This is a genomic window from Amycolatopsis sp. 195334CR (genome assembly GCF_017309385.1).
Lineage (GTDB): Bacteria > Actinomycetota > Actinomycetes > Mycobacteriales > Pseudonocardiaceae > Amycolatopsis.
On the sequence record NZ_JAFJMJ010000001.1, the window covers coordinates 2163203 to 2179678 of the forward strand.

The window sequence follows — 16476 nt, forward strand, 5'->3', positions numbered from 1 at the left end:
TCCTCAGTCCTCCAAGGGGGATTCCAACACGCGGTCACAAAGTACAGGTTGAGTCTGTGAAGTCTTCACAGACGGTCACTGAGTCACGACTTCTCGCGAAACACGACCCACTTGAGCATCACGAAGTTGATGGTCGTCGCCAGGCCCTGGGCGATCACCCAGGCCAGCGCGACCCGCCAGCGGAAATCGGGGAGCAGGCTCAACGCCAGCGCGTTCGCGCCGACGTTGACGAAGAACGTGACCGTGTAGAGCAGGACGAAACCGCCGACCTGCCCGGCCCCGCCGGTGCTGCCGGCGGTGAAGGTGAACCGGCGGTTCAGGAAGTACGCGGTGGTGGTACCCGCGATGAAGCTCACGGCCTTCGCCAGGTGCACCCAGGTCCCGGCTTGCAGCAGCAGCCAGTAGAGGCCGGAGTCGACCAGCGCGCAGAAGCCGCCGATCAGCACGAACCGGACGAGCTGGCCCACTAATCCGGGCGAGGCCGATCGGTCCGGGACCGCCTCTGGCTCGGTTGACACCACCGCGCTACCTCATCGACCTGGGGTCATTGACGGCAGCCAGTGTAGAAGCGGTTGGTTAAAGGCCCGTGATGGGGCGGTGGCTACCCTGGTCCGGGTGAGCCATCCGAGCCCGAAACTCCAGACCGAGCGGCGGACACTGACCGGCTGGGGGCGCACCGCGCCGACCGTCGCCGAAGTGCTGAGCACGCCCGATGCCGACCTGATCGCCAAGGCGGTGGCCCAGGCGGGCGGCCGCGGCGTGATCGCGCGTGGCCTGGGCCGCTCCTACGGCGACCCGGCGCAGAACGCCGGTGGCCTGGTGGTCGACATGACCGCGCTGAACCGCATCCACTCGATCGACCCGGACAACGCGCTGGTCGACGTGGACGCCGGGGTGAACCTCGACCAGCTGATGCGCGCGGCGCTGCCGCACGGGCTGTGGGTGCCGGTGCTGCCGGGCACCCGGCAGGTGACCATCGGCGGGGCCATCGCCAACGACATCCACGGCAAGAACCACCACTCCGCGGGCAGCTTCGGCAACCACGTGCGGTCGATGGACCTGCTCACCGCGGACGGCCAGGTGCGCACGCTGACGCCGGAGGGTCCCGAGGCGGAGCTCTTCTGGGCGACCGTGGCCGGGATCGGCCTGACCGGGATCATCCTGCGCGCGACCATCGCGATGAAGAAGACCGAGAGTGCGTACTTCGTGGTCGACGCGGACCGCACGGACAACCTGGACGAGACGCTGGAGCTGCTGACCAACGGCTCCGATCGCAACTACGACTACTCGATGTCGGTGCCGGACCTGATCTCGCGCGACGGGCGGCTGGGCCGGGCCACCTTCTCCCGCGGTTCGCTGGCCAAGCTCGACGAGCTGCCGCCGAAGCTGCGGGCCGACCCGCTGAAGTTCGACGCGCCGCAGCTGCTCACCCTGCCGGACGTGTTCCCGAGCGGACTGGTCAACAAGTTCACCACCACGCTGGCGGGCAACCTCTGGCTCCGCACGGTGCCGAAGAAGGGCGTGCGCGGCAAGATCCAGAACCTGACGCAGTTCTACCACCCGCTGGACATGCTCAGCGAGTGGAACCGCGGCTACGGCTCGAAGGGCTTCCTGCAGTACCAGTTCTCCGTGCCGTTCGGCGCCGAGGAGCAGCTCAAGGGGCTGTGCCTGCGGATCGCCGAGTCGGGCCACTACTCGTTCCTGAACGTGTTCAAGCGGATGGGTGACGCCAACCCGGCGCCGCTGTCCTGGCCGTCGCCGGGCTTCATGCTCAGCGTGGACTTCCCCATCCGGGGTGATCTCGGCCGGTTCTGCACCGAGCTGGACGAGCACGTGCTCGCCGCCGGCGGCAGGCTCTACACCGCGAAGGACTCGCGCACCGCGCCGGAGACCTTCGCGAGGATGTACCCGCGCCTGGACGAATGGCGCAAGATCCGCAATTCCGTTGACCCCGAGGGCGTGTTCGCGTCCGACATGAGCCGGAGGCTGGGACTTTGATCGACGCCGTGGGAAACCCGCAATCGCTGCTGCTGCTCGGCGGCACCTCGGACATCGCGCTGGCGATCGCCGAGAAGTACCTGAGCGCCGCCCCGCTGCGGGTGGTGCTGGCGGCGCGGCCGTCCGAGCGGCTGGAGGCGGCCGCGCAGCGGCTGAAGAACGCCGGGGCCGAGGTGTCCACGGTGAACTTCGACGCCAAGGACACCGCCTCGCACCCGGCGGTCGTCGAGCAGGCCTTCGCCGGTGGTGACATCGACGTCGCGGTGGTCGCGTTCGGGCTGCTCGGCGACGCCGAGGAGCTGTGGCAGGACCACCCGAAGGCCGTCGAGGCGGCCACGGTGAACTACACCGCCGCGGTCTCGGTGGGCGTGGCGCTGTCGGAGAAGCTCAAGCAGCAGGGCCACGGCACGGTCATCGCACTGTCCTCTGTGGCCGGTGAGCGGGTGCGCCGGTCGAACTTCGTCTACGGCTCCACCAAGGCCGGTTTCGACGGCTTCTACCTCGGCCTCGGCGAGGCGCTCGCACCGCACGGGGTCAAGGTCACCGTGGTCCGCTCCGGCCAGGTCCGGACGAAGATGACCGAGGGCATGAAGGACGCGCCGCTGACCACGAACGTCGAGGACGTCGCGGCCACCGCGGTCGACGCGGCCCGGCGCGGCAAGGACCTGGTGTGGTCGCCCGCGCCGTTCCGGTTCGTCATGTCGGCGCTGCGGCACGTGCCCCGGCCGATCTTCCGCAAGCTCCCGCTCTGAGCAACTACCTGCACCGGGCGCTCGGACCCGGCGCGCACGCCCGCGCGCTGGTCCGGCCCGGGGAGTCCGTGGTGTGGGCGGGGTTCGCGCGCACGCACTACTACGACATCCAGCATCTGACGCCGACGGGGGAACCGAAGCGCGGCGTGGTTAGCCGGGGGCTGGGCGCGGTCGGCGGCTTCGCCGGTGCCGTGGTCGCCGGCGTGCTCGACGGCGCGGACAACGGAACGGACAAGCCGCCGCCGGCGGACGTGCTGGTGTCCGGGCCGCGGGCGGGCTGCCTCGCGCACCAACACCTGAGCGCGGTGCCGTCGATCAGCCGGGCGCTGCTGCGGTTGTGGGTGCTGACCTCGCAGCGGCTGGTGGTGTTCACCGAACGCGCGCCGGTCGAGGCTTCGCCGGTCGAGGATTCGCTGCTGGGCAAGGCTTCGCGGTTCGGCAAGGGGCTGGCGAAGATCGGCCGGATCATCACCGACACCCGGGCCAAGTTCGGGGACAACCTCGAAGGGGAACCGGTCGCGCCCAAGGACTTCGTGCTCGCGGCGGAGATCCCGGCGGCGCTGATCGCCGGGGCCCACGGCTCGCGGGTGTCCCTTGTGGACGGTTCGGGGATCGACTTCGTGCGCGGGGTGACCGGACCCGCTTGGGAGACCTCGACCGCCGAGTACGAGCTGAAGACCGTCACCAAGGAGATGACCGGCCACTGGCTGCACCCGGGAGAACGGCTGGTGCTGGCCTGCGCGCCGATCAACGGCTACACCGGCGTGGTGCTGGACGGCGAACTCCGGCTGCCGCACGAACCGCTCGGCGAGGTGCCGGAGGTCGAGCTCGGCAGGCTGAAGTGGCCGCGCCCGGCCGACCGGACTTCCCAGGCCGGGGGCGAGGACTGGGTCGACGACCCGACCGTCGCGTTCTGGGCGCACGCCACGCGCCCCGACCAGCACGCGGTGCGCTTCGCCGACCACTTCGCCCACACCCGCGGCGACGCGCGGCTGACGCTGACCTCGCACCGGGCGGCAGTGGTCTACCCGACCCGCCTGCTGGCCGACGCCGACGCCGACAGGAACCCGTTCACCACATTCGGTGAACTGCCCGCGTCCAGCATCCGCAGCCTGAGCGCCGAGATCGTCGGGCGCACCCTGCCGTCGGCGCCGGTCATCCGGCTCGACTTCGCCGACGGCTCCACGCTGCTGGTCCGCGACCCGCTCACCTCGCGCCGCCTCGGTACGTGAATCCGCAGGGTCATTCGCGCGCCAAGCCGAGGAACTCCTGCTGCTCGCGGTCGTAGCGCTGGGTCAGGCCGTTGCCGTAGCGGTCCCACCAGTTCTGCACCTGACCGCCCTGGCGGGTGGTGGTGTCGCCGTAGATCTCGCGGTCGTACTCCAGGCGCGTGTCGCGGAACTGCTGCTGGAACTGCTCCGAGGACAGGCCCTGGATGTGCTGGATGGTCTCCGGGGTCAGCTGCCCGCTGCGCACGATGTCCGCGCCCGCCATGGAGTTCAGGATCGCCTGCACACCGCCGACGCCGCGCATGTGCGCCCCGGACATGATCGCCGCCTGCACACCGGCGTCGGTGAAGTTCAGCGCGCCCGCCTGCCGCGCGCTGTCCGACATGTGCCGGGTGACCACGGCGATCTCCTCGGCGCTGCCCTGCCCGTGCAGCCGGCGCGCCTCCATGATCTCGCGGTAGGCGGTGCCGTTGCCCTCGCGGAAGCCGTACGCCTCCTGCCGCCCGCCCTGCTCGCCGGACGCGCCCTCGGACCGCATGATCGACTCCACCACGCGCGGGTCGAGCTGGTCGGGGTTGCCACCCGCCGCGGCCCCGCCGCCCTGCGCCTGGGCCAGCTGCACCTCGCCGTTGCCGCCACCGTAACCCTGCGCGGTGGCGCGGTCGGCGTCGTCGTAACCGTCCACAGCGGACTTGAGCTTCTCGGTCAGGTCCTCGACCAGGTTGACGAACCGGCTCAGCCCGCTGACCAGCTGCTGCTGCAGGTTCGCGTTGGCGCCGGCCACCGAACCGCCGATCTGCGCGAACGCCAGCCCGTCGAGCACCAGCCGGTCGAGGTCTCTGGTGGTCTCCAAGGCCGTGGATCCCAGCTCGCGCACGGTGCTGGTGATGCTGCGGACCTCGGCTGGCTCGATTCGGTACTCTCCGGCCACGGGGACTCCTCTCGATCCGGCTTGGCATCCGGTTTGACCACGTCGAGAATTCACCAAATCGTGGCGCTCCCGGACGGCCGAATTACCCACCGGGGCGGCGGCACATCCACCGATCGGCTGACGGCGGTTCCACCGGCTCCCTAATGGATTTCCGGTCGCCGCCGGGAAATCATGGCGGTATGACCGTCGAACTGCCCGCTCCCGGCACCTACCGCATCGATCCGGCCAGTTCGGTGGTCGGCCTGGCCGGCCGTCACCTGTTCGGGCTGGCCCCGGTGCGCGGCCGGTTTGCCATCCGGGCGGGCACCATCCAGGTCGCCGACCCGATCACCGACTCGCTCGCCGAGGCGTCCATCGACGTGGCCAGCTTCGACACCGGCAACAGTCAGCGCGACAACGAGGTCCGCTCGCCGCGCTACCTCGACGCGGGCCGGTTCCCGCTGATCGAGTTCATCTCCGGCCGGGTGGCGGTGGACGACGGGGCGTGGAAGCTCACCGGCGAGCTGACCGTGCGGGAGACCACGCGCGAGGTCGCGCTCGACATCGAAACCGCTTCACGCGCCGGAGACGGCTTCACCGTGCGAGCGCGGACGAAGGTGAACCGCACGGACTTCGGCGTCACTACCCTGCGGGGGCTCGGGGGCAGCGTTTTCGAACTCACCCTCGACGTCACCGCGACCGCTGCTCACCAGGGCTGACCGGTCGGCCGCGCGTTCGCGGCGGAGACCAGGTACAGCTGCTGCGTGCCCGACCAGGGTGAGCTGATCGTCCAGCTCGCCAGCGCGGTCGGCGGCGGGGCGTCATGGGTGACTTCGAGGACCAGGTCGGTGTCCGCCGGGGCGATCGAATGGTCGAAGAACCGGAAGTTCAGGTCGATCAGCGCCTTGCCCAGCGCGCTCGCCCGGCTCTCGCTCTCGGCGATCGCGGGCGCCACCGCACCGCGGTCGGAGAACAGGTCGACGATCGGGCAGTCGCACGCGTACGCCAGCGCGCCGATCTCGCCCGCGCTGTGCACCTTCCGGCCCTGCGCCACCTGCGCCAGCTGCTCGCCGATCTCCAGGTACTGCTCCGACGCGGCGTGGTTGCTGGTCAGCGGCGCGTACTGCCGGGGCAGCCCGGGCGCCAGGTAGACCGCGACGGCCACCGCGGCCACCACCGCCGTGCCCACCAGGCCCGCGCCGGCGAGCACGCGCTGCCGGAACGCCTCGCCGTCCACCGAGGCGACCGCGGCCGCCAGGAACACCGTGGTAGCGGCGATGCTCGGACCGTAGTACCAGTGGTACGGCGGCACGTTCAGCCACGCGTAGGCCAGGTAGTGGGCGAAACCGGCCAGCGCGAGCACACCGAACGGCAGGATCCGCCGGGCGGTGTCGCTGCCGCGCACCAGGAGCGCCAGCCACAACAGCACCAGCATCCCGGCCAGCACGACCGGCAGGAACGACAGCACGGTCTGCGCCGGGTAGTCGCGGAAGTACAGCAGCGGGCCGTTGGTGAAGCTCCACTCGCCCCACGACCGCTGCAGCGTCTTGATGATCACCGTGTCCGGCACGGCCGAGCCGAGCGCGAACCAGCTGATGGTGAACCACGGCCCGGCCACCGCCAGCGCGGCGAAGAAGGTGCGCCAGATCCCGGTCCAGAACGACCGCCGCGCGACGAAGATGACCAGCGCCATCACCAGCAGGTCGAGCCGGATCAGCGCGAGCACGCCGAGCACCAGCCCCAGCGCCACCGGACGGCGTTCGGTGGCGAACACCAGCGCCCAGACCACCGCCGCCGCGCCGAGCGCGATCTCCAGCCCGATCGACGAGATCAGCAGCGGGTTGATCGTGGTCAGCGCGACCGCCAGCGGGGCGAACCAGTTCGGCAGGCCGATCCGGTCGCCGAGCCGCCGCAGCCCGAGCGCCAGTAGCACCTGCGCCAGCACGAAGAGCACCGCCGCGGCGATCACCGCGTCCCGCAGCACCAGGGTCAGCGCGGCCAGCGAGAGCACGTTCATCGGCGAGGTCGCGGTGTTGGCCACCCCGTCCGCGATCAGCCCCCAGTGGCCGTGCATGGCGAGGTTCTTCGCGTACGACAGCGTGATGTACGTGTCGTCGATCAAATGGGGCTTGGCCAGCGCGAACACCACGGTGGACACCGCGGCCACCCCGGCCGGGAAGTACCAGAACCTCGCCGAGCGCGGACCCGGTCTGCCGCCCGAGTCCGGCGTCGTGACGGACTCGGCGGCTTCGGGTAAGGCGCTACGCATCGCTGAAGAGTGTAACTCCTGCTGTGATCGGTCCGTTATCTGCGCGAGATTAAGTTCCGGTTACCTACGGCCGAGCGGCCGGGACCAGCGAAAAGTGCCCGACGCCCTTCGCCGCCGAATGCACCGTCCAGCTGTCCGGGCCGACGGCCGGACCCGAGGCGTACTTCAGCTCGTACTGGATCGGCTCCGGCTTGATCGACCGGTCGAAGAAGAGGTAGTTCACCCGCAGCGCGAAGCTGGTGATCGGGTTGGCCTCGGCGATCCGCTTCTCCACCTTGTCCACCACGCGACCGCGGTCGGAGAACTCGTCGACGATCTTGCACTCGCAGTAGTAGGCCAGCGTGCCGATCTCACCCGGGCTGGACACCGTGGCGCCGTCGAGGCGTTCGCCGAGCGCCTTGCCGACGCGCGCGTAGTCCGGCGCGCTCGCCCAGTTGCCGAAGATCAGCGGCGACTCCCACGGCACGCCCGGCTTGGCGACCACCGCGATGTTGCCCAGCAGCGCCAGTCCGACCAGGCCGAGCGCCAGCGCGGGCGGCCGCGACTCCAGCCGCTCCTGCTCGCGCGAGCGGGCCAGCCAGAAGGCCAGGATGGCCACGCCCGACATGCTCAGCGAGACGATCGGCGCGACGAAGTACCAGTGGTACGGGCCTACGCCCATCAGCGTGTACACGCCGTAGTAGACGACGCCGCCGGCACCGAGCGCGGCCAGCGGGCCGATCTTGGCCATCTCTTTAAGGCCCCCCCGCCCTCCCTCTAACTTCTCCCACCGCACCGCGAACCGCACCAGGAACCAGCTGACCAGCACGAACAGCCCGGCCAGCGCGGGCGCGAAGGCCACCGCGGTGACGATCTTGCGGCCGGTGAAGTACATCACCGGGCCGGTGAAGAAGCTCCACTCGCCGAACAGCCCGCCCTGCAGCTGCTTGATCACCAGGGTGTCCGGCACCGCCGAGCCGAAGGCGATCCAGCTGAACAGGTACCAGGGCCCGGCCACGGCCACCGCCGCGAGCACCGCCTTGACCAGCTTCCGCCGGATCGCGGCCGAGGAGAACGCCAGGATGAGCACAAAAACGACCAGGTCGAGCCGGATCATCACGGCCAGCCCGGCGATCGCGCCGAACCACACCGGGCGGCCCTCGACGGCGAACACGGTGAGCAGGATCAGCGCCGCCGGGATCAGCAGCACCTCCAGCCCGATCGCGGAAAGCACGAACGGGTTGAGCAGCACCACCGCGATGCCGAGCACGCCGGCGAACGAGGGCAGCCGGAGCGCGGCGACCAGACGCATCCACGCCCAGCCGATCACCGCGCCGGCGGCCACGGTGACCAGGCCGAGCGCGATCACCGGGTGCGCGTCGCCGAAGATCCGGGTGAGCAGGGTGGCCAGCGCCAGCAGCAGGATGTTCAGCGGGGAGGTCGCCGAGTTGGCGTGCTCCCCGGCGATCAGGCCCCATTCGCCGTGCACCGCGAGGTTCTTCGCGTACGCCAGGGTGATGTACGCGTCGTCGGTCAGGCTGTCCTTGACCACCAGGAACAACGCCGCCGTGGCGACCACCGCGAACACCGGCAGCCACCACGCCGCCCGCACGTGGTCGCGGACAGAGGTGGTCACCTCAGCTTCGCCAGTGTTCGAACCCGCCGAGATCGGCTCCACCGTCTGCCCTATCGACATGTGTGTCTTCCGTTTACAAGTAGTAGGCCAAGCCCAGCGTGACGACCCAGGTCACGCCGAGAACCTGCAGCACCCGGTCGCTGAGCGCGATCTCCTCCGGCTCACCGGCCTTGCCGCCGTCGACGTCGACGGCGTACCGCAGCACGGCGACCACGAACGGCACCATCGAGACCACCGGCCACACCGAACCGTCGGCGCGCTCACGCAGCTCGAACGCCCACAGGCTGTAGGACATGATCAGGATGGCGGCCGAGGTCGCCCAGACGAACCGCAGGTAGCTCGCCGAGTACTTCTTCAGCGAGGAGCGGATCTTCGCCCCGGTGCGCTCGAAGAGCATCACCTCGGCGTACCGCTTGCCCGCCACCATGAACAGCGAGCCGAACGCGGTGACCAGCAGGAACCACTGCGAGAGCGCGATGCCGGCGGCGACACCACCGGCGATCGAGCGCATCAGGAAGCCCGAGCCGACGATGGCCAGGTCGATCACCGGCTGGTGCTTGAGGCCGAAGCAGTAACCGAGCTGCACGGCTTCGTAGACCACCAGCACGATCGACAGCTGCGGGCTGGCCAGGAACGAGATGCCCAGCCCGACGGCGAAGAACGCCACCGCCGAGACGTAGGCCACCGGCACCGGCACGATGCCCGCCGCGATCGGCCGCTTGCACTTGGTCGGGTGCGCGCGGTCGGCTTCCACGTCCACCGCGTCGTTGATCAGGTAGATCGAGGACGCCACCAGCGAGAACGCCACGAAGGCGATGGCCGCGTCGAGCAGCACACCCCCGTTGCCGAACTGCGCCGCGGTGAAGGGCGCGGCGAAGACCAGCACGTTCTTCACCCACTGGCGCGGGCGCGCGGTCTTCAGCACCCCCTTCGCGGTGCCCAGCGGGCCACGGCCCTTCGCGGGCGCGACCGGCTCCGGTTCCGGCGCGTCTTCGGCCGTCTCCAGTTCGTCGGACAGGGTGGGCTTCTCCTCCACCTTGTCCTTCTCGTCGGTTCGCTCGGTTGCTTCACTCATCTTTGCTTCAGCTTCCGTCGGATGAGACCGCCGACGACCCCGCCCAGTGCCGCTCCGGCGAGCACGTCCGTCGGGTAGTGCACGCCGAGCACGAGGCGTGAGGCCAGCATCGGCGGCACGAGTGCAGGCACGAGGTTACGCCCGGTCAGTCCGGAGTAGAGCACCGCCGCCGCCGTGGTGGAGGTGGCGTGCGAAGACGGGAAGCTCAGCTTGCTCGGGGTGCCGACCAGCACCTCGACGCTCGGGTGCTCCGGTCGCGGGCGGCGGACCACCCGCTTGACCGCGATGGACGCGGCGTGCGCGCCGACCACGCCGGCCGCCGCGACCAGCCAGTCCCGGCGCCGTTCCTTGTCCACCGCGGCGCCGACCAGGCCGAGCGCGAACCAGCCCGCGCTGTGCTCACCGAAGTGGCTCAGGCCGCGAGCGGCCTTCACCGTCACCGGGCGCTTGATCGCGCCCTGGACCTTGGCGAGGACCTTGACCTCGGGAGCGGGCTCGTTCCGCTCAAGCATCGAGCGACCCGTCGAGGGGGGCACCGTCGGTCAGGTGCGGGGCGATCTTGTTGTCGAACGCGGTCAGCGCGGAGCCGATCGCCATGTGCATGTCGAGGTACTTGTAGGTGCCGAGGCGGCCGCCGAAGAGCACGTTGCGCTCCTTGGCCTCGACCTTGGCCAGCTCCCGGTACTTCTCCAGCTTGTCGCGGTTCTCCGGGGTGTTGATCGGGTAGTACGGCTCGTCCTTCTCGTCGGCGAACCGGGAGTACTCGCGGAAGACCACCGTCTTGTCGTTCGGGTAGTGCTTGCGCTCCGGGTGGAAGTGCCGGAACTCGATGATCCGGGTGTAGGGCACTTCCTCGTCGTTGTAGTTGACCACCGAGGTGCCCTGGAAGTCACCGGCCTGCACGACCTCGGACTCGAAGTCGACCGTGCGCCAGGTGAACCGGCCCGCGGAGTAGTCGAAGTAGCGGTCCAGCGGCCCGGTGTAGACCGTCGGGGTGCCCGCCGGGATGGCCTCGCGCACGTCGAAGTAGTCGACGTTCAGCCGCACCTCGATGTTCTCGTGCTCCGCCATCTTCTCCAGCCACGCGGTGTAGCCGTTGACCGGCAGGCCCTCGTAGGTGTCGTTGAAGTAGCGGTTGTCGAAGGTGTAGCGCACCGGCAGGCGGGTGATGATGTTCGCGCCGAGGTTCTTCGGGTCGTTCTCCCACTGCTTGGCCGTGTAGCCGCGGATGAACGCCTCGTAGAGGGGACGGCCGATCAGCGAGATCGCCTTCTCCTCGAGGTTCTGCGCGTCCTCGGTGTTGAACTCCGAAGCCTGCTTGGCGATGAGCTCGCGCGCCTCGTCCGGCGTGTGCGACTTGCCGAAGAACTGGTTGATCAGCGCCAGGTTCATCGGCAGCGGGTAGACCTGCCCCTGGTACTTGCCGAACACCCGGTGCTGGTAGTTCGTGAACTCGGTGAACTGGTTCACGTACTCCCACACGCGCTTGTTCGAGGTGTGGAACAGGTGCGCGCCGTACTTGTGCACCTCGATACCGGTTTCCGGCTCCGCCTCGGAGTAGGCGTTGCCGCCGATGTGGCCGCGGCGTTCGAGCACCAGCACCCGCTTGCCCAGCTGGGTGGCGGCTCGCTCGGCCACGGTCAGGCCGAAGAAACCCGACCCAACCACGATCAGGTCGTAACCGGCGAATTCGTGTTCAGTAATCTTGACGGGGTTCGTCTGCGCGCTCACGGGCGCCCAGGGTACTCACGTACTCCGGACGGACTGCGCCCCGCCCAGTTCCAGCCCCTTGAAAACACCGTAGGAAGCCGTGCCAACACCGGATACGTTCTGGACCTCCCTGAGCACGATCAGTGTCTACCTGGTCGTGCTGGCGGTGCCGGGCGGCTTGATCGGGATCGGCGCCGGCCTGCGGGGCTGGGCCCTGGCCGGACTGGCGCCACTGTTCACCTACTTTTCACTGGGCTCGGCCGGGCCGTGGCTGTCGATGGCGGGCCTGCCCTACAACACGGCCACCGCCGCCGCCTTCTCCCTGCTGCTGGCCGGCCTCGCCTTCGGCGTGCGGATGCTGGCCCGCTCGCGCGGCTGGGTGTCGAAGGTGCCGCTGCCTCGGGGGCCGCACTGGACCAAGCGCGCGCACGCGGCGGTGATCGGCTGCGTGCTGCTGGCCACCGCGCTGTCGATGATCGTGGTGCTCTCCGCCGCCGACGGTGCCAGCTCGGTCTTCCAGCGCTGGGACACCGTCTACCACGCGAACGGCATCCGCTACATCGCCGAGACCGGCGACGGCTCGCTGGTCGGCATGTCGACCATCAACTGGTACCCGGACGGCTCCTTCTACCCGAACGCCTACCACCTGGTCGGCGCGCTGGTGTACTCGATCTCCGGCGCCTCCATCCCGGCCGCGCTGAACGGCATCACGGTGCCGATCGCCGGCATCTTCGCCCTGGCGCTGGCCGCCACCATCCGCCAGTTCGGCGGGCGCGCGGCCTTCGCCGGCAGCGCCGCCATCGTGGCCGGGGCGGCCACCACCGGCGCCTACGAGTCGGTGTCGAGCGGGCTGCTGCCGTTCGCGCTGGGCATCGTGCTCACCCCGCTGGCCGCGGTCGCCCTCCAGCGGTTCCTGACCCGGCCGGACGTGGAGTCCGGCATGGTGTTCGCGCTGACCATCGTCGGGCTGCTCCTGGCGCACTCCAGCGCCCTGTTCGGCGCCATCCTGTTCACCATCCCGCTGCTGCTCCAGCGCTGGTTCCGGCGCGAGGGCGTGTGGTGGCGCGACCTGCTGCGGATGGTCCCGGCCGGGCTCGCCGCGCTGGTGCTGGCGGCGCCACAGGTGCTCGGCGCGATCGCGTTCACCTCCAGCTCGTACCCGTACATCCCGTGGGCGTCGGACATCCCGGTGTCCTCGGCGCTGGCGCAGCTGCTGACCTTCCGGCAGGTGCTCCAGGAACCGCAGATGGTGCTGTGCGTGCTGCTGGTGGCGGGCATCCTGACCGCGCGGGCGCTCGGCGCCATGCGCTGGGTGGCCTTCTCCGCGCTGCTGCTGTCCGGCACCTTCGTGCTGGTCGCCTGCTACGGCGCGCTGCCGTGGGTGATCTCGTTCTCCCGGCCGTGGTGGAACGACCGGTACCGGCTGATGTCGCTGGCCGCGATCCCGTTGTGCCTGCTCGCCGCGCACGGCCTGGCCGAACTGCAGCGCCTGCTGGCCAAGGTGGCCGCGGGCTGGGACTGGGTCAAGGCCCGGCCGCGGCTGCCCGCCCGGATCGGCGTGGCCAGCGCGGTGCTGCTGGTCAGCGTGCTCGCGGTGGGCACCAACGGCTTCTACACCACGGCGAACGCGACCGCGGTGGCGTACGCGTACCACAACGGGCCCGAGTCGATCGGCCGTCCGGTGCCGGTCACCGACTTCGAGGTCGACGCGATGCGGGAGATGGGCAAGTTCGCCGTGCCCGGCGAGAAGGTGCTCAACGACCGGCTGGACGGCACGGCCTGGCTGTTCGCCATCTCCGGGGTGCGGCCGGTGGCCGGGCACTACGACCCCGGGGTGGCGCCGCCGGACGCCACCTTCCTGTCGAACCACTTCCGCGAGTACGACACGAACCCGGACGTCCGCGCAGCTGTCGAGCGGCTGAACGTGCGGCACGTGCTGCTGGGCTCGGGCTCGATCAAGCCGGACGTGATCCGGGCGCCGGGGCTGCGCGACCTCGACGGGCTGCCGTTCCTGGAGAAGATCTACGCGAACCCGGACGCGATGATCTACCGCATCCTGCGCTGAGCTCTCCCCCGCGAAGCTTTTACCCGCGAAACGGAGAGACCTCCGCGTGGCCGGGCCGCCCCTTGCCCGTCGGCGCCACACGGAGGTCGTCTCGCCCCCCATCACCCCCGGGGTGATCCTTCGAGCCCGGGTACTCACCCGACTCAGTCTGTCCCGCCTACTAAAACGATGACTCCGGAGACCGGTAATCGGTTTCCTTCTCGACCCAGCGTCACTCGATCGAGTGAACTTACCGACCCTGCAGTCGCGGCAGGACGTCAGCGGCGACCTGTTCGAGCACGGCCTCCCGGCCCTCGTACCAACTGCTCGACCGCGGCCAGTGGGACACCACGTCGGTGAAGCCCAGCTCCTGCGCGCGCCCGGCCGCGTCGGTGAAGGCCTCCACGCTGCTCAGCGAGAAGACCGGCGCGGCGTCCAGGCTCAGGTAGCGGTCGATCGCGTGGTGCTCGCGACCCGCCGCGGCGAGGATCTCGTCGAACTTCGCCACCTTCTCGGCGACGCCCGCCCACCACCGGTCCTGGTCGTCGGTCTTCTGACCGGTGGTCACCCAGCCGGAGCCGAACCGGGCGGCCAGGCGCATGGTCCTCGGCCCGTTCGCGGCGATCAGGAACGGCAGCCGCGGGCGCTGCACGCAGCCGGGCAGGTTCCGGGCGCCGCGCGCGGTGTAGTACTCGCCGGGGTAGTCGAACTTGTCCTGGGTCAGCAGGCCGTCGAGGGCTTCGACGAACTCGGTGAAGCGGTCGGCGCGCTGGCGGTCGGTCAGCTCGGCCTCGCCGATGGCCACCGCGTCGTAGTGCGCGCTGGTCACCCCGGCGCCGACGCCGAGCAGCGCGCGGCCGTCGGACACGTCGTCGAGGGTGATCAGCTCGCGCATGAACGGCACCGGGTGCCGGGCCACCGGGGAGGCGACCAGGGTGCCGAGGCGGATCTTCTCGGTGACCGTCGCGGCGGCGGTCAGCGTCGGGATGGCGCTGAACCACGGGCCGTCGACGAGGTCCCGCCAGCCGAGGTGGTCATAGGTCCAGGCGTGGTCGAAGCCGTACTCCTCGGCGGCCCGCCACTTCGGCTCGGCCGCCCACCAACGATCTTCGGGAAGGATCACAATGCCTACTCGCACCAGCTCAGCGTAGGGGCGAAGCGGTGGGTGACCATGCCGGGTCGCGCCCCGATCAGGTGCGCTCTGGAAAACTGGGGGCGTGGAGAAACCCCTGCTGATCGCGTCCGACATCGATGGCACCCTGCTCTCGCCGCTGGCCGAGCTGACCGCGCGCACGCTCACCGCGCTCCGGCGCGCCGCCGCGGACGGGGTGCCGGTGGTGCTCGCGAGCGGTCGCCCGCCACGCTGGATCCCGCCCGTCGCTCGCCCAGCCGGTCTAACCGGTTACGCAGTGTGTTCGAACGGTGCGGTGATCTACCACATCGGCAAGGACGAGGTCGTCGAAGTCCGCGGGCGGCTCGAACCGGTGCAGCTGATCGACTACGCGAAGGAGGTCGAGCTGGCGATCCCGGGCTGCAAGTTCGCCGCGGAGCGCGTCGGCAGGCGGGCGGTCGACCCGGAGATCCACAACTACGTGTACGAGACGGGCTACCGCAACCCGTGGGGCGACGGCGAGGGGTTCTCGGTCCCGCGCGCCGAAACGCTCGGGCACCCGGCGGTCAAGCTGCTGGTGCGGCACCAGGGCATGACCTCGGACGAGATGGCGGCCGCGGCGCGCGAGGTGCTCGGGGACGCGGTGGACATCACGTACTCGTCGAATGCGGGGCTGATCGAGCTGGCCGCGCCGGGCATGACCAAGGGCAGCGGGCTGGGCTGGGTGACCGAGCGGCTGGACGTGCCGGCCGACCGGGTGGTCGCCTTCGGGGACATGCCGAACGACATCGACATGCTGCGCTGGGCGGGCCACGGCGTGGCGATGGCGAACGCGCACCCGGCCCTGCTGGAAGTCGCCGACGAAACCACCGCCCCGAACTCGGAAGACGGCGTCGCCCAAGTCCTGGAACGGTGGTTCTGACGCGGTCCCCGATTGCTATGAGTGGGGCATTACTTGCAATCAACGCAAGTAATGCCCCACTCATAGCATTGGGCTGAGGCGGGGGGTCACTCCCGGCGGGCGTCCAGGGCGGCAGCGGCTTCCGGGGTGGGGGCCGTGCCGCCCAGGTGCGCGGGCAGCCACCACCGCTCGTCCTCGGTGGCGGGTTGTTCCGGGTAGTCGGCCTGCACGCGGTCCAGCAGCGCGCTCATCCGCGCCCGCAGGTCCTTCGTCAGCACCTCGGCGTCGTCGTCGGGGCCCGGGCTGAACGGCTCCCCCGCCAGGATCGAGATCGGCACGTGCCGCTTCGTCAGCGTGCGCGGGCGCCCCTTCGTCCACAGGCGGTGCGTGCCCCACAGCGCCATCGGCACCACCGGCACCCCGGCCTCGGCGGCCATCCGCACCGCGCCCGACTTGATCTCCTTCACGGTGAACGACCGGCTGATCGTCGCCTCCGGGAACACGCCGACGACCTCACCGGCCCGCAGCCGCGCCACCGCCTCCCGGTACGAAGCGGCCCCGGCCGACCGGTCCACCGGGATGTGGTGCATCCCGCGCATCAGCGGCCCGGCCACCTTGTTCGCGAAGATCTCCTGCTTCGCCATGAACCGCACCAGCCGCTTGGCCGGTTGCGCGCCCAGCCCGCAGAAGATGAAGTCCAGGTAGCTCACGTGGTTGCAGGCGATCACCGCGCCACCGGTGGCGGGGATGTGCTCCGCCCCGGCCACGCGCAGCTTGTTGTCGAGCACGCGGAACATCAACTTGGCCGCCAGCACGACGGGCGGGTACACCAGTTCAGCCATACCGGTCAGGTTACGCGACC

15 protein-coding genes are annotated in these 16476 nt (G+C 70.1%); 6 read left to right on the forward strand and 9 right to left on the reverse strand.

Annotation, left to right across the window (positions count from 1 at the left end; all coding sequences use genetic code 11):
* Nucleotides 1-83 precede the first annotated feature (83 nt).
* A complete protein-coding gene (locus JYK18_RS10605) occupies nt 84-521 on the reverse strand; it encodes a GtrA family protein (protein WP_206801921.1) in 438 nt (145 codons plus the stop codon).
* A gap of 94 nt (nt 522-615) precedes the next feature.
* On the opposite strand from JYK18_RS10605, the gene JYK18_RS10610 reads away from it, so the two are divergent.
* The 3 genes from JYK18_RS10610 to JYK18_RS46575 are packed head-to-tail and all read left to right on the forward strand — an operon-like array spanning nt 616 to nt 3982.
* On the forward strand, nt 616-1998 hold the full coding sequence (locus JYK18_RS10610; protein ID WP_206801922.1) for an FAD-binding oxidoreductase: 1383 nt from the start codon (nt 616-618) through the stop codon (nt 1996-1998).
* The gene (locus tag JYK18_RS10615; RefSeq protein ID WP_206801923.1) at nt 1995-2750 is read left to right on the forward strand and encodes a decaprenylphospho-beta-D-erythro-pentofuranosid-2-ulose 2-reductase; all 756 of its coding nucleotides are present in this window, start codon (nt 1995-1997) and stop codon (nt 2748-2750) included. The genes JYK18_RS10610 and JYK18_RS10615 overlap by 4 nt, the downstream gene beginning before the upstream one ends.
* Nucleotides 2669-3982: a hypothetical protein gene (locus JYK18_RS46575; RefSeq protein WP_242579055.1), complete on the forward strand. Its 1314-nt coding sequence runs from the start codon at nt 2669-2671 to the stop codon at nt 3980-3982. The genes JYK18_RS10615 and JYK18_RS46575 overlap by 82 nt, the downstream gene beginning before the upstream one ends.
* 10 nt (nt 3983-3992) lie before the next feature.
* Here JYK18_RS46575 and JYK18_RS10625 read toward each other — a convergent pair whose 3' ends face one another.
* A complete protein-coding gene (locus JYK18_RS10625) occupies nt 3993-4910 on the reverse strand; it encodes a hypothetical protein (RefSeq protein ID WP_206801924.1) in 918 nt (305 codons plus the stop codon).
* A gap of 179 nt (nt 4911-5089) precedes the next feature.
* Between JYK18_RS10625 and JYK18_RS10630 the strand changes: the two genes are divergently transcribed.
* Complete coding sequence (locus JYK18_RS10630) at nt 5090-5608, forward strand: YceI family protein (protein WP_206801925.1); 519 nt, start codon at nt 5090-5092, stop codon at nt 5606-5608.
* On the opposite strand, the gene JYK18_RS10635 is transcribed toward JYK18_RS10630, so the two are convergent.
* The 5 genes from JYK18_RS10635 to glf form a co-directional block, all read right to left on the reverse strand.
* Complete coding sequence (locus JYK18_RS10635) at nt 5596-7158, reverse strand: hypothetical protein (protein WP_206801926.1); 1563 nt, start codon at nt 7156-7158, stop codon at nt 5596-5598. The two genes, JYK18_RS10630 and JYK18_RS10635, sit on opposite strands and share 13 nt — an antisense overlap.
* A 64-nt stretch (nt 7159-7222) precedes the next feature.
* A complete protein-coding gene (locus JYK18_RS10640; protein ID WP_307795856.1) occupies nt 7223-8773 on the reverse strand; it encodes a hypothetical protein in 1551 nt (516 codons plus the stop codon).
* Nucleotides 8774-8846: 73 nt separating this feature from the next.
* On the reverse strand, nt 8847-9848 hold the full coding sequence (locus JYK18_RS10645) for a decaprenyl-phosphate phosphoribosyltransferase (RefSeq protein WP_206801927.1): 1002 nt from the start codon (nt 9846-9848) through the stop codon (nt 8847-8849).
* Nucleotides 9845-10360 (reverse strand): phosphatase PAP2 family protein, encoded by a 516-nt coding sequence (locus JYK18_RS10650; protein WP_206801928.1) that lies wholly within the window; start codon nt 10358-10360, stop codon nt 9845-9847. The genes JYK18_RS10645 and JYK18_RS10650 overlap by 4 nt, the downstream gene beginning before the upstream one ends.
* The gene (gene glf / locus JYK18_RS10655; protein WP_206801929.1) at nt 10353-11579 is read right to left on the reverse strand and encodes a UDP-galactopyranose mutase; all 1227 of its coding nucleotides are present in this window, start codon (nt 11577-11579) and stop codon (nt 10353-10355) included. The genes JYK18_RS10650 and glf overlap by 8 nt, the downstream gene beginning before the upstream one ends.
* A gap of 79 nt (nt 11580-11658) precedes the next feature.
* Between glf and JYK18_RS10660 the strand changes: the two genes are divergently transcribed.
* Entirely contained in the window at nt 11659-13623 is a 1965-nt protein-coding gene (locus JYK18_RS10660) for a DUF6541 family protein (protein WP_206801930.1), read from the forward strand.
* Nucleotides 13624-13852: 229 nt separating this feature from the next.
* Here JYK18_RS10660 and JYK18_RS10665 read toward each other — a convergent pair whose 3' ends face one another.
* Complete coding sequence (locus JYK18_RS10665) at nt 13853-14740, reverse strand: LLM class flavin-dependent oxidoreductase (protein ID WP_206801931.1); 888 nt, start codon at nt 14738-14740, stop codon at nt 13853-13855.
* 79 nt (nt 14741-14819) lie between these two features.
* On the opposite strand from JYK18_RS10665, the gene JYK18_RS10670 reads away from it, so the two are divergent.
* Nucleotides 14820-15635: a Cof-type HAD-IIB family hydrolase gene (locus JYK18_RS10670; RefSeq protein ID WP_206801932.1), complete on the forward strand. Its 816-nt coding sequence runs from the start codon at nt 14820-14822 to the stop codon at nt 15633-15635.
* 86 nt (nt 15636-15721) lie between these two features.
* Here the strand turns inward: JYK18_RS10670 and JYK18_RS10675 are convergent, their stop codons facing one another.
* Nucleotides 15722-16456: a 1-acyl-sn-glycerol-3-phosphate acyltransferase gene (locus tag JYK18_RS10675; protein ID WP_206801933.1), complete on the reverse strand. Its 735-nt coding sequence runs from the start codon at nt 16454-16456 to the stop codon at nt 15722-15724.
* Between the last annotated feature and the right edge of the window lie 20 nt (nt 16457-16476).